The following is a 13,528-nucleotide window of genomic DNA, read 5'->3' on the forward strand; positions in this document are numbered from 1 at the left end:
CGTCAATCGCTTGTCGCCACGCGGTCAAGATAAGCATCGATTTCAGCGGCGTTTACTTTAACGAGGCGACCGACTTTGTAGCCATTGAACTTTCAATCAGCGATAGATGCACGAATGGTGTTGGGGGAGATATTCAGCAGCCCCGCGGCTTTTGTTGTTGAAATGAGTTGGCGCTTAGACATATTAAAGCCCTTAAAGAGATTGGAATGATTTGATAGCCAACGCTCTAAGGGTTAGCGTTCTCATTGAATTGAATACTATCGGCTAGTATGCGCACTTCAATTGGGCGCGGTTGCGGTGGGCTAGACCACAATTGCGAGAATAGCAGCCTGAGCGAAAGCGTGTGAAGTTCGCGACTCCACCAGGCGGGTACCAGCAAACGAATCCGGCTAGTGCAAACCCGAGCCGGATAGGTAGGGGATAGGTAGACCGTTTCTGATGGTCGCTGCAGCAACCTTCGAAGGCACTGTATAGCACGTGTTTCACTCCCACTAGCTACAGTGCCCCCGGCAGGATTCGAACCTGATTGATTGATCGGCGCTAGCGACGTTTCTAAGTGCAATTTCACCGCATCTACCTGCTGTTTTCCTGCTTCACCCCGTCCGGCAGTATGTAACACTGTCGGACATAGGCGTACATTCGTGTTGCACGAACCTTGCACACGAATGGAGCCAAAGTGGCGAGAAAAAGACGCGGGTTCGGCCGCCTGCGGCAACTGCCGTCGGGGCGCTGGCAAGCCGCCTACGTCGGCCCCGACACCAAGGTGCACAAAGCCCCGCGCACCTACGCCACTGAGTCAGACGCCGAAGGCTGGCTGGCCGCCGAGCGCCGCAAGATCGACCTGGGGACGTGGGGTGCGGTCGAACGCTCCGACGGCATCACGCTACGCGCCTACGCCGACAAGTGGATCGAGCAGCGCACCCTGCGGCCGCGCACCCGCCAGCACTACGAGTCCATGCTGGAACGGTTGATCCTGCCCGAGCTGGGCGCCGCCAAGATCGTCACGCTGACCCCTGCCCGGGTCCGGGAATGGCACGCCGGCCTCGGCAATGACCACCCGACCCGCAACGCGCACGCCTACGCCCTGCTGCACGCGATCTGCGCGACCGCCGTGCAAGACGAAGTGCTCGACGCCAACCCGTGCCGAATCCGCGCGGCCATGCAGACCACACGGCGCCGCGACGTCGACATCCTGACGCCGACCGAAGTCAACCGGCTGGCGTCGAAAATGCCGCCCAATCTGCGCGCCAGCGTGCTGTTGGCCGCGTGGTGCGGGTTGCGGTGGGGGGAGACGTCGGAGCTTCGCCGCAAGGACGTCAGCGCCGACTGCGGCGTACTGCACATCCGCCGCGCCGTCACCTACCGCAGCGGCCAGTTCCACCCCGGAGAACCCAAAACCCTCGCCGGGGTGCGCGACGTGGCGATACCACCCCATATTCGTTCAACGCTCAAAGCGCACTTGCGCAATCATGTTGGCCGGGCTGGTGATTCGCTGCTGTTCGGCGACGACGACGGCACGCATCTGCGCGGCGACCGCTACCGCGCCCATTGGGAGAAGGCCCGCGCGGCGGTCGGCAAACCGAACTTGCGGGTGCACGATCTGCGCCACGTCGGTGCCGTCTTGGCGGCTCAATCCGGCGCCACCACAGCCGAACTCATGCACAGGTTGGGGCACACCACGCCGCAGATGGCGCTGCGCTATCAACATGTTGCTGAGGGCCGCGACGCTGAGATAGCGCGGCGGCTATCGAAACTTGCGATAGGGGAGAAGTAAATGAACGAAGCGGAGCAACACTTACCCGTGCTTGCAGAGCTTGAGCGGTTAGACCGGGCTGACGCCGCGGTCGATGGGCGTCCGAACTGGATGCGGGTGCGCCGCTTGGCCATCTTTGCGCCGTGCTGCAAAGAGGAGCCGCTTATTGAGGTGATGAACACCGAGCCGCCGTGCGTCCTGGTGCGCCAAGTCACCTACGGCGCCACCGATCCGGCCGACACTGAGCGCAAGCCGTGGTCGGGTGCGCGCCGTGGTGACGTAGGCGTGGTGTGGCTGTCGACCTTTGAGCGGATGGCCGAGCAGGGGCCGCCGCAGATTGTGCCGTGCCGGCACCGCCGCTGGCGGGTCTCCGCGACTGATGTAGTCAACCGCCGTGGACGACATGTCATGTCGGAAGCGGACATGTGAGGTAACATCGGGAACGCGCTGCTGGCTGGGACCAGGAAGCTCGCCATTTTCATCGTCGGTAGGTGAGCCGCAGACCCTTGAAAGGTCTGTCTCCCGTGCCCGGCAAAAGCAACAAATTCGCCAACCGCAGTGAACTGATCGGCCTGCAACAGGCTGCTGACTACTGCGACGTCTCCTACCGGACGGTGCGCCGCTGGATCGCAGACGGCCGCCTCAACGCTGTCCGCGTCGGCCCCCGCCTCCTGAAAGTTGATGTCGCCGAACTTAATCGCGTCCTAGCACCCGTCGGCGGTGGCGCCGCATGACCGCGACAAGGGGCCCCGACAGGGGACCGGGCCCGCTCACCACGGACCCGGCCACCGGAAAAGTGGTTCCGACACCACACGACACCGAAGCCGACACCAGGCCGCAGCACCGCGTGCATTCTAACGCTCGGCGACCACGGCTCGGCATGTACGCGTGCGGATGGCGCGCTGGTTTCGCCGCTGGCGCCGCCGACGCGTTGCGGGTAGCTGGCCGGCGCCTGCCGGTCGAAACCTGGCACATCATCGAAGTGCTCGCCGACCAGTACGAGTTGGCCGCCGATGATTAGCGACGAACACCTGAAAATGCTTGCCGCGTCCGGCATCTCCGAAGAATTCGCCTTCGCGCGCGGCTACGAAACCATTACCGAGAAGCGCCGCCTAGCCGACTTGAACATCACCCCGGCCGGACGCAACGTACCGGGGTTGTTGGTGCCCATGCTGCGCAGTGACGGCTCGACGTGGGGTTACCAGTATCGGCCCGACACCCCGCGGCTGCGTGACCACAAGCCGATCAAGTACGAAACGCCGTGGCAGCAGCGCAACGGCTTGGATATCCCGCCCGGCGTCGCGGACAAGCTGAGTGACCCCGACGTGCCGTTGTTCATCACCGAAGGTGTGAAGAAGGCCGATTGCGGTGCGCAGCATGGCTTGTGCATCGCCGCACTGTCCGGTGTGTGGAATTGGCTGCACAGCAACAGCGCCGGCGGCAAGATGGCGCTGCCGGAATGGCATGACTGCGCGCTCAACGGCCGCCGTGTCATCGTCGCGTTTGACGGCGACATCGCCCGCAAGGAACCCGTCCAGAAAGCCGCCCGTGGACTTGCCGGATATCTGGCGACCAAGGGTGCCCGTATCGAATACCTGTGGTTGCCCGACACGGACCAGAAGACCGGCCTTGATGATTACCTGACCGAGCACACCGTGGATGAGTTGTGGCGGCTCGTCAAACCCACCCAGCCGCCGGTCACCCAAAACCGCGACGAGACCGCCGGTGACCGGCAGGAGGCCAAGCCGAAATCGGAAGCTGTCCAGCCGATCACGCTTGCCGACGCGCACGCCACGTTCACGCGTTGGCTCGGCGACGATTACGACACCGACGCGCTCGACATCATGCTGACCGTCGCGGCGGCCGAGAAATTCAACGACGGCAGCGACCCGGTATGGCTGCTGCTCATTTCCGGTCCCGGCGCCGCCAAAACCGAAACCGTGCAAGGACTCGACGGCGTCGGTGCCACCATCACCAGTTCTATCGCGTCTGAAGCCGCCTTGCTGTCAGCGACGCCGGCCCGGGAGCGCACCAAAGACGCCACCGGCGGCCTGCTGCGGAAAATGGGTGACCGCGGCCTGCTCGTCATCAAGGACGTCACGTCCATCCTGTCGATGGACCGCAATATGCGCGGGAAAGTGCTCTCGGCGCTGCGGGAAATCTACGACGGCCGCTGGGTTCGCGAAGTCGGGACTGACGGTGGCCACACCATCGGCTGGACCGGCCGCATCACCGTGGTTGGCGCCGTCACCACCGCATGGGATACCGCCCACGCTGTTATCGCCACAATGGGTGACAGGTTCGCGCTGGTGCGTATCGACTCAGCCGGGGATGGCCGTCACGCCGCTGGACGCAAAGCGATCAAAAACACCGGCTCGGAGAAAAGGATGCGCGCCGACCTCGCCACGGCGGTAGCCGGTGTAATCGCCGGCATGAACCGCGAACCCATCACCATCACCGACGCCGAAACCGACGCGCTGCTTGCCGCGGCAGACCTCGTCACCTTGGCCCGCACCGGCGTCGAATACGACTACCGCGGCGACGTCATCGACGCCCACGCCCCCGAAATGCCCACCCGGTTCGCCAAACAGCTCACCCAAATCGTTCGCGGCGCCGTCGCTATCGGCATCGACCGCGGCGAGGCACTACGTCTGGCCATCCGGTGCGCGCGCGACTCTATGCCGCCGCTGCGCCTGGCCATCATTGACGACATCGCGGCTCATCCGAACTCGACAGCCACCGATGTGCGTCGGCGACTCAACAAGCCCCGCGCCACCGTCGACCGCCAATTGCAGGCGCTGCACATTCTCGGGTTGCTCGACCTCGCCGAGGTTGAAACCGACCGCGGGACCGGCTGGTGGTATTCGCTCAACCCCGGCATCTCGCCGGACGCCATCAACCCCGAAGCGTTACCAGATTTGTTACTACATACCCCCACTCCCCTTGAGAAGGGTGACGAAATGGAGCAGACAAACGGGGAAAAGGCAGAGCCTCCTGACGTATCTACTCACATTTCTGGTAACGGTCAGGCACCCGGAATCGTCGTGCCCGCCGGCCCCGGCCGCTGCCCGCAGTGTGGGTTCCACACCGCCACTCAGGGACACCGTGTTGGCTGTTCAACGAACGAAAGCGGACGAACATGACCGGGTTCGCCCACGGTCCCGCCGTTCCCGTCCTCGACGGTCCCGGCGAAACCCTGACCGCGTGCATCACCAGCTACAGCGGCACCACGCCGCCGGTGGTCGCCCTCGTCGCCGCCACCATCTACGGCCCCGCCCTGTCTTGGTATCTGACCCCCGACAACGCCATCGCCCTGGCCGAACAACTCACGGCCGCAGCCGACGCCGCCCACGACCTCGCAGAAACCCAACCCACCACCAAGGAGTAACCATCATGGCCACGCAGATTTCCCCGCTCACCGTGTGGGCCACCCCGGCCGGCATCGCCCTCGCCATCACCCGACCCGGCGCCGGACCCGACGACACCACCCGCATCGTCACCCTCCCCATCGATTACGCCCTCGACCAGTTCCTGCCCTCACTCATGACCGCGCTCAACCAGTACGCCAAATACAAGAACGCGCAGGAAGCGGTCGACGCAGCCATCGCCGAAGCCTCACTCAACGACGACGACCAGCCCACCGACGACACCGACGACGACGCGGGGGACACGCCGTGAAACGCATCCGCCGCGCCGCCAACCTGCGCCGCCAACCCAGCGAACCACCCCGACCCTGGTGGGCCGAGAAGCCCAAACGCGGCCGCCCCCGCACCAACTTCAGCGCGAACAGCACGACGGCGAGGGGGTACGGCAACGCCCACCAACGCGAACGCGCACGCTGGGCGCCACTCGTCGCCACGGGCGGCGTCCGCTGCGTCCGCTGCCACGAGTACATCAAGCCCGGCCAACGCTGGGCACTCGACCACGCCGACACTCCCGACGCCCACCGGCTGGGCCTCTACTGGGGTTGCTCGCACCAGCACTGCAATAACGCCCGCAAACCACCCCAACCGCAGCAAACCCCGCGAGCCATCGAAGATTTCTTCGGCACCGCCGTGTCTAATAAGGCGCAGTCGGAGCAATCAAGGCCGCCGCCGCCGGCATGCGTTTGACCAGCGGGGTTCTTTTTTGTATTGACCATTGTTCTGACCTTCGCTCAAAACGCGATACACACACAGCGGAAAAATGTAAATAAGGCGCGATGGAATTCAGCAAATTTCCGGTCGATTCGGCTGGATTCCGGTCGGATCAGTGCAGGTCAGGCCGAATTGGGCTTATTCTGGATGCACCGCCGTTGCGGTGAATTCGCGGTTGCCGCCGTTGCGGGACCGCCTTCGGGTTGGCCCGGCCGTTGCCGGTTTTGCGCCCGCCAAGTGGTGTTTCGTCCCCTGCTGCGCAGGTTCGCCCGCCGGGTTTTTCGGTTTCCTTCCCAGGCCCGGGCTGTGACCGCGCTACCGGGGGCGGGACACCACCGGCCCAACCACACACACAACCGATAGGCGGTAATTCACATGTCCAAGCAGCGACTTGATCCCCAGGTTCTTGCCGAGCTGCCCGAAAGCGAATTTTGCGACCGGATTCGTAATGCGTTTGCCCGTATCGAATCGCGGGGGCTGCGCGCGGAGTACGACCAGCGCAGCCTCACCATGCGCGAGAAACAGCTCAACGATGACGACAAGGAGGAGTTGGAGGCGCTGAAGGCGGCCGATGAGATTCGTCAGCGGGCCGACAAGTCGCGCCAGGAGCAGGAGTACAGCCAGCGTTCTGCGGAGATCGGCGCGGCGATTGACGCCCGCGCCCGGGGTCGGCAGTTGTCCCCGTTGGCGGTCAGCGGCGAGCACATCGACATGTTGGAGGAGGCCCGCCGGCGCGGGCAGACCATCACCGTGGTTGAGGAACGCGCCGCGTTGTTGACCACCGATTTCGGTTCCCGCAGAGAGTATTTGGCGTCGGGGTTGCTGGCCCCGCGAACGCTGTGGCGCGCGTCGGGGATTCCGACGACGACCCCGGCGACCGGGTACACGGCGGTGACCCCGTCGTTCACGCTGCCCGATGGTGCCGCGCTGAAAACCGAGAATGTCGCGGGCGCGGAGTTCGATGCGGTGAATCCGTCGGAAGTGACCTTGGGTCGGGCCCACGCCTGGTCCGACATCAGCTCCGAGGGGCTGCTGAGCACGTCGATCGCGGAAATCACCGCCGCCCACAGCAGGATCGTCAGCAGGCATGTGGACTATGCGACGGTGGCGGCTATCGAAGCCGCAGCCGATGCCGGCAACACGATTGATGAGGCGCTGCTGCAAGTGGCCGATGAGGCCGCCGCCGACGTGACCTCGTTGTGGATCGTCGGCACGGCCGCCGCCCTGTCCACGCTGGTCGGCAACGCCACCTTCACGCCAACTTCAGGGCCTGACACCGAGTCGTTCGCCGCCGCCTACGGCGGTGCGAAGGTCTACGTCTCCGGCGCGGCAACGGCCGACGTGTTGACCGTCTTTCACCCGCAATCGTTCCGCGCGTATGCGACCTCGCTGTCGTCGGCGACGGTCATCGATGCCAGTACGGCTGGGCAGCGCCTGGGGTCCTGGATGTTCTTCGGCTTGGGTTGCAGTTTGGTGGGTTCGGCCATCTCCATCGGCGGCACCGCGGGCTGACCGATTGAAGTAGCGGGACCGTCTGCCGCCCCGGGGTTTTCGCGGCTGCCCCGGGGGGTGGCGGCGGGTGGTTGCCGCGACTTAGGAGGTCGGCTCCCAGCGCCAGCCATCGTTGTTATTGCAGGCGATTGGCTCGCCGTCACCGGCGATGCCGGAAGCTCCGTGGTCGCGGCTGCGACAGAATTCCCCGGGTTCGTAACAGTGGCCGCTGTTAGTGAGGGGATAGCAATTTGAATTTGAAGGCGCGAGCGGCGGGGTGGGAGCCGGGGCGAACAGTCCGGCGGTGAGCGCGAGGGCGGCGAGTACCTGTTCCACGCGGCTTAGTGTTGCACTGACTCAGACGTGGCGGACTGAAATGGTCGGCTGGGGGGTGACCCGCAGTCTGCCTCGATTCGCGCATAAGTTGCACGAATCTCGCACGACGATACATTCATGCTGGTCAATGGGTGCCCCCGGCAGGATTCGAACCTGCGGCCTTCTGCTCCGGAGGCAGACGCTCTATCCCCTGAGCTACGGGGGCGCTACGGCTTGGGCGTTGCGCCATTGGGCCCAGCCAGACTAGCGCATGTTGGTAGCCGCTTTGCGACCGCAACGGATTCGGGGTGCGGGCACCTCAGCCAATAGGATGGACGCTCGTGACGCCCGCTGACCTCGCCGAGCTGCTCAAGACCACCGCGTCCGCGGTGCTGGCCGAGCGCGGGCTGGACGCTGCCGCGTTGCCCGCGACCGTCACCGTGGAGCGCCCTCGCAATCCCGAGCATGGCGACTACGCCAGCAATCTGGCGCTGCAGCTGGGCAAGAAGGTCGGCGCCAATCCCCGGGAGTTGGCGGGTTGGCTGGCCGAGGCGCTGTCGCGGGCCGACGGCGTCGCGTCGGCGGAGGTGGCCGGTCCCGGCTTCATCAACCTGCGCCTCGAGGCCTCCGCGCAGGCCAAGATCGTCAACGCGGTCATCGGCGCCGGCGACGCCTTCGGCCACTCCGATGTGCTGGCCCGCCAGAAGATCAACCTCGAGTTCGTCTCGGCCAACCCGACCGGGCCCATCCACATCGGCGGCACCCGTTGGGCCGCCGTCGGTGACGCGCTCGGCCGGCTGCTGACCACCCAGGGCGCCGACGTAGTGCGCGAGTACTACTTCAACGACCATGGCGCCCAGATCGACCGCTTCACCAGCTCCCTGATCGCCGCCGCCAAGGGGGAGCCGGCGCCCGCCGACGGCTACGCCGGCGCCTACATCAACGACATCGCCATGCAGGTGCTGCAGAAGGCGCCCGACGCGCTCGGCCTGCCCAACCCCGAGATGCGCGAGACGTTCCGCGAAATCGGTGTCGACCTGATGTTCGCCCACATCAAGGAGTCGTTGCACGATTTCGGCACCGACTTCGACGTCTACACCCACGAAGACTCGATGCACACCGGCGGCCTGGTCGAGCAGGCCATCGCCCGGCTGCGCGAGTCCGGCAACATCTACGAGAAGGACGGCGCAAGCTGGTTGCGCACCAGTGCTTTTGGCGACGACAAGGACCGCGTCGTGATCAAGAGCGACGGCAAGCCCGCCTACATCGCCGGTGACATCGCGTACTACCTGGACAAGCGGCAGCGCGGTTTCGACCTGTGCATCTACATGCTCGGCGCCGACCACCACGGATACATCGCGCGGCTCAAGGCCGTGGCGGCCGCCTTCGGCGACGACCCGGCGACCGTCGAGGTGCTCATCGGCCAGATGGTCAACCTGGTCCGCGACGGCGCACCCGTGCGGATGAGCAAGCGGGCCGGAACCGTGATCACGCTCGACGACCTGGTCGAGGCGATCGGCGTCGACGCGGCGCGCTACAGCCTGATCCGGTCGTCGGTCGACACCCCGATCGACATCGACCTCGCGCTGTGGTCCTCGGCGTCCAATGAGAACCCGGTCTACTACGTGCAATACGCGCATGCCCGGCTGTCGGCACTGGCCCGCAACGCCGCCGAACTCGGGCTGATCCCCGACACCGGGCACCTCGAGCTGCTCAGCCACGACAAGGAGGGGACGCTGCTGCGCAGCATCGGGGAATTCCCCCGCGTGCTCGAAACGGCTGCCGCACTGCGGGAACCGCACCGGGTATGCCGCTACCTGGAAGACCTCGCAGGCGACTACCACCGGTTCTACGACTCGTGCCGGGTACTGCCCCAGGGCGACGAGCAGGCCACCGACCTGCACGCCGCGCGCTTGGCGCTGTGCCAGGCCACCCGGCAGGTCATCGCCAACGGACTGGCGATACTCGGTGTCACCGCTCCGGAGCGAATGTGAACGTACACCCCGCCGGTCCCCGGCACGCCGAAGAGACCCGGCATCCCGACAGCGCGCCGCGACCGCAATCCCCCGACGAGTTGCTGCGGCTTGCCCCGAACGTGTGGCCGCGCAACATCGTTCGCGACGATACCGGCGTGGTGAGCCTGGCCGGGATACCGGTCACACAGCTCGCCCAGGAGTACGGCACCCCACTGTTCGTCGTCGACGAGGACGATTTCCGTTCCCGCTGCCGCGAACTCGCCACGGCGTTCGGCGGTGGACGCAACGTGTGCTACGCGGCCAAGGCATTCCTGTGCAGCGAGATCGCCCGCTGGGTCGAAGAAGAAGGCCTCTCGCTCGACGTGTCCACCGGGGGCGAACTCGCCGTCGCGCTGCACGCCGACTTTCCGCCGGAGCGAATCACCTTCCACGGCAACAACAAATCGGTCGCAGAGCTGACCACGGCGGTCAAAGCCGGCGTCGGGCATGTCGTGTTGGACTCGATGACCGAGATCGAGCGCCTCGATGCGATCGCGGGGGAGGCGGGCGTCGTCCAGGACGTCTACGTCCGCCTCACGGTCGGGGTCGAGGCGCACACGCACGAGTTCATCTCCACCGCACACGAGGACCAGAAGTTCGGGCTGTCGGTGGCCAGCGGCGCGGCGATGGCCGCGGTGCGCCGGGTGTTCGCCAGCGATCACCTGCGACTGGTGGGGCTGCACAGCCACATCGGCTCGCAGATCTTCGATGTCGACGGCTTCGAGGTCGCCGCGCACCGCGTCATCGGGTTGCTGCACCACATCGTCGACGAGTTCGGCGTGGACAAGACCGGTCAGATTTCGACCGTGGATCTCGGTGGCGGACTGGGCATTTCGTACCTGGGCACGGACGACCCGCCGCCGGTGGCCGAGTTGGCGGCCAAGCTGACGGCGATCGTCGCCAACGAGTCCGCGGCCGTGGGCCTGCCCACCCCGAGACTGGTGGTGGAGCCGGGGCGTGCCATCGCCGGGCCGGGCACCATCACGCTGTACGAGGTGGGCACCGTCAAGGACGTGGACGTGAGCAGCACGGCCCAGCGCCGTTATGTCAGCGTCGACGGCGGCATGAGCGACAACATCCGCACCGCGCTCTACGACGCCCAGTACGACGCCCGGCTGCTCTCGCGGGCCAGCGACGCGCCGGCGACCCTGGCCCGGGTCGTCGGAAAGCACTGCGAGAGCGGGGACATCGTGGTGCGCGACGCGTGGGTGCCCGACGACCTGCGCCCTGGTGACCTGCTCGGGGTCGCCGCGACCGGCGCGTACTGCTATTCGCTGTCCAGCCGCTACAACATGGTCGGCCGGCCGGCCGTGGTGGCGGTGCGTGCGGGGCGCTCGCGTCTGATCCTGCGCCGCGAGACGGTGGACGACCTACTGAGTCTGGAAGTGAGGTGAACTGTGCCCCGTGACGAAAAGCCTGTCGGCGTAGCGGTACTCGGGTTCGGCAACGTCGGAAGCGAAGTTGTCCGCATCATCGAGGACAGCGCCGACGACCTCGCGGCGCGTATCGGTGCCCCCTTGGTGTTGCGCGGCATCGGAGTGCGGCGGGTGGCCGCCGACCGCGGCGTCCCGATCGAGTTGCTCACCGACAACATCGAAGAACTCGTCTCCCGCGAAGACGTCGACATCGTCCTGGAATTGATGGGTCCGGTGGAACCGGCCCGCAAGGCGATCCTGTGCGCGCTCGAGCACGGCAAGTCCGTCGTCACCGCGAACAAGGCGCTGTTGGCCACCTCCACCGGGGAATTGGCGCAGGCCGCCGAAAACGCCCACGTCGACCTGTATTTCGAGGCCGCGGTCGCGGGCGCCATCCCGGTCATCCGTCCGCTCACGCAGTCGCTGGCGGGTGACACGGTGCTGCGGGTCGCCGGCATCGTCAACGGCACCACCAATTACATCCTGTCCGCGATGGACAGCACCGGCGCCGACTACCAGACCGCCCTGGCCGAGGCGAGCGCGCTGGGTTACGCCGAGGCCGATCCCACGGCCGACGTCGAGGGCTACGACGCCGCGGCCAAGGCCGCGATCCTGGCATCAATCGCCTTTCACACCCGGGTGACCGCCGACGACGTCTACCGCGAGGGCATCTCCAAGATCACGCCGGCCGACTTCGCCTCCGCGCGGTCCCTGGGTTGCACCATCAAGCTGCTGTCCATCTGCGAGCGCATCACCGGTGACGACGGGCAGGAGCGGGTGTCGGCCCGCGTCTACCCGGCGCTGGTGCCGCTGTCGCACCCGTTGGCCACGGTCAATGGGGCCTTCAACGCGGTCGTGGTGGAGGCCAAGGCGGCCGGCCGGCTCATGTTCTACGGTCAGGGCGCCGGCGGCGCGCCCACCGCGTCGGCGGTCACCGGTGACTTGGTGATGGCCGCCCGCAACCGGGTACTGGGCAGCCGCGGGCCGAAGGAATCGAAGTACGCCCAGCTTCCCATCGCCCCAATGGGTTTCATCACGACCCGCTACTACGTCAGCATGAACGTCGCCGACAAGCCCGGCGTGTTGTCCACGGTGGCGGCCGAATTCGCCAAGCGCGAGGTGAGCATCGCCGAGGTCCGCCAGGAGGGTGTGGTCGACGAAGGCGGGCGACGGGTGGGGGCCCGCGTCGTGGTGGTCACCCACAGCGCCACCGATGCCGCACTGTCGGAAACCGTCGACGCGCTGGCGGATCTCGATGTCGTGCAGGGCGTCACCAGTGTGCTGCGGCTGGAAGAGACCGGCCGATGAGCGTTCCGCGTACCGCCGTGCACCAACCGTGGCCGGGATTGATCGCGGCCTACCGCGATCGGCTGCCGGTGGGCGACAACTGGACCCCGGTCACCCTCCTCGAGGGCGGCACCCCGCTGATCGCGGCCACGCGCCTTTCCGAGCGGACCGGCTGCACGGTGCACCTCAAGGTCGAGGGTCTCAACCCGACCGGCTCGTTCAAGGACCGGGGCATGACCATGGCGGTCACCGACGCGCTGGCGCGTGGCCAGCAGGCCGTGCTGTGCGCGTCGACCGGTAACACGTCGGCGTCGGCGGCCGCGTACGCCGCCCGCGCCGGCATCACCTGCGCGGTGCTCATTCCGCAGGGCAAGATCGCGATGGGCAAGCTGGCGCAGGCGGTCATGCACGGCGCCAAGATCATTCAGATCGACGGCAACTTCGACGACTGTTTGGAACTCGCGCGCAAGATGGCCGCCGACTTCCCGACGATCGCGTTGGTCAACTCGGTCAACCCGGTGCGCATCGAGGGCCAGAAAACGGCGGCCTTCGAGATCGTCGACGCGCTGGGTGCCGCGCCGGACGTGCACGCCCTGCCGGTGGGCAACGCGGGCAACATCACCGCGTACTGGAAGGGCTACACCGAATATCACCACGACGGCGTCATCGACAAGCTGCCCCGCATGCTCGGCACCCAGGCGGCCGGCGCGGCGCCACTGGTGCACGGCGCCCCGGTCCGGCACCCCGAGACGATCGCGACCGCCATCCGGATCGGTGCTCCGGCATCGTGGGCGGCCGCGGTCAATGCGCAGCAGCAGTCCAACGGGCGCTTCCTGGCCGCCACCGACGAGGAGATCCTCGCCGCCTACCACCTGGTGGCCGAGAGCGAGGGCGTCTTCGTCGAGCCCGCGTCCGCGGCCAGCATCGCGGGTCTGCTCAAGGCGGTTGACGACGGTTGGGTGGCGCGCGGCTCGACCGTGGTGTGCACGGTCACCGGCAATGGCCTCAAGGATCCCGACACCGCGCTGAGGGACATGCCGACGGTGTCGCCGCTGCCGGTCGATCCGGTGCTCGTCGTCGAAAAGCTGGGCCTGGCCTGAGATGGTGGTTTGTCGG

At 66.4% G+C, this 13,528-nt stretch carries 13 protein-coding genes and 1 tRNA gene; 13 read left to right on the plus strand and 1 reads right to left on the minus strand.

From position 1 onward, the window contains the following. Positions 1 to 676: 676 nt before the first annotated feature. From U8D42_RS03965 to U8D42_RS04005, 9 genes are all read left to right on the plus strand, one after another. Positions 677 to 1,774, plus strand: a complete 1,098-nt coding sequence (locus U8D42_RS03965) for a tyrosine-type recombinase/integrase (protein ID WP_322859154.1) — start codon at positions 677 to 679, stop codon at positions 1,772 to 1,774. Continuing rightward, the gene (locus U8D42_RS03970) at positions 1,775 to 2,182 is read left to right on the plus strand and encodes a hypothetical protein (RefSeq protein WP_322859153.1); all 408 of its coding nucleotides are present in this window, start codon (positions 1,775 to 1,777) and stop codon (positions 2,180 to 2,182) included. 95 nt (positions 2,183 to 2,277) lie between these two features. Then, a complete protein-coding gene (locus U8D42_RS03975) occupies positions 2,278 to 2,487 on the plus strand; it encodes a helix-turn-helix domain-containing protein (RefSeq protein WP_322859152.1) in 210 nt (69 codons plus the stop codon). Next, positions 2,484 to 2,774 (plus strand): hypothetical protein, encoded by a 291-nt coding sequence (locus U8D42_RS03980; RefSeq protein WP_322859151.1) that lies wholly within the window; start codon positions 2,484 to 2,486, stop codon positions 2,772 to 2,774. Before U8D42_RS03975 ends, U8D42_RS03980 begins: the two co-directional genes overlap by 4 nt. Further along, a complete protein-coding gene (locus U8D42_RS03985) occupies positions 2,767 to 4,896 on the plus strand; it encodes a DUF3854 domain-containing protein (protein ID WP_322859150.1) in 2,130 nt (709 codons plus the stop codon). The genes U8D42_RS03980 and U8D42_RS03985 overlap by 8 nt, the downstream gene beginning before the upstream one ends. Then, entirely contained in the window at positions 4,893 to 5,141 is a 249-nt protein-coding gene (locus U8D42_RS03990; protein WP_322859149.1) for a DUF6907 domain-containing protein, read from the plus strand. Before U8D42_RS03985 ends, U8D42_RS03990 begins: the two co-directional genes overlap by 4 nt. A gap of 5 nt (positions 5,142 to 5,146) precedes the next feature. Then, positions 5,147 to 5,431 carry a hypothetical protein gene (locus tag U8D42_RS03995; RefSeq protein ID WP_322859148.1) on the plus strand — a complete coding sequence of 95 codons (285 nt, stop codon included), beginning with the start codon at positions 5,147 to 5,149 and terminating at the stop codon, positions 5,429 to 5,431. Then, a complete protein-coding gene (locus tag U8D42_RS04000; protein WP_322859147.1) occupies positions 5,428 to 5,865 on the plus strand; it encodes a hypothetical protein in 438 nt (145 codons plus the stop codon). Before U8D42_RS03995 ends, U8D42_RS04000 begins: the two co-directional genes overlap by 4 nt. Positions 5,866 to 6,264: 399 nt before the next feature. After that, positions 6,265 to 7,401, plus strand: a complete 1,137-nt coding sequence (locus tag U8D42_RS04005) for a hypothetical protein (protein WP_322859146.1) — start codon at positions 6,265 to 6,267, stop codon at positions 7,399 to 7,401. Between the two features lie 447 nt (positions 7,402 to 7,848). Here the strand turns inward: U8D42_RS04005 and U8D42_RS04010 are convergent. After that, positions 7,849 to 7,921, minus strand: a tRNA-Arg gene (locus tag U8D42_RS04010). A 115-nt stretch (positions 7,922 to 8,036) separates the two neighbouring features. On the opposite strand from U8D42_RS04010, the gene argS reads away from it, so the two are divergent. From argS to thrC, 4 genes are read left to right on the plus strand one after another with little or no spacing between them, the layout of a single operon-like run. Beyond that, a complete protein-coding gene (argS, locus tag U8D42_RS04015; RefSeq protein WP_322859145.1) occupies positions 8,037 to 9,689 on the plus strand; it encodes an arginine--tRNA ligase in 1,653 nt (550 codons plus the stop codon). Continuing rightward, the gene (lysA, locus tag U8D42_RS04020; protein WP_085242757.1) at positions 9,686 to 11,104 is read left to right on the plus strand and encodes a diaminopimelate decarboxylase; all 1,419 of its coding nucleotides are present in this window, start codon (positions 9,686 to 9,688) and stop codon (positions 11,102 to 11,104) included. Before argS ends, lysA begins: the two co-directional genes overlap by 4 nt. A 3-nt stretch (positions 11,105 to 11,107) precedes the next feature. Then, positions 11,108 to 12,433 (plus strand): homoserine dehydrogenase, encoded by a 1,326-nt coding sequence (locus tag U8D42_RS04025; RefSeq protein WP_322859144.1) that lies wholly within the window; start codon positions 11,108 to 11,110, stop codon positions 12,431 to 12,433. Beyond that, positions 12,430 to 13,512, plus strand: a complete 1,083-nt coding sequence (thrC, locus tag U8D42_RS04030; RefSeq protein WP_322859143.1) for a threonine synthase — start codon at positions 12,430 to 12,432, stop codon at positions 13,510 to 13,512. Before U8D42_RS04025 ends, thrC begins: the two co-directional genes overlap by 4 nt. Positions 13,513 to 13,528: the final 16 nt, after the last annotated feature.

It is taken from the genome of Mycobacterium europaeum (assembly GCF_034555895.2).
Lineage (GTDB): Bacteria > Actinomycetota > Actinomycetes > Mycobacteriales > Mycobacteriaceae > Mycobacterium > Mycobacterium europaeum.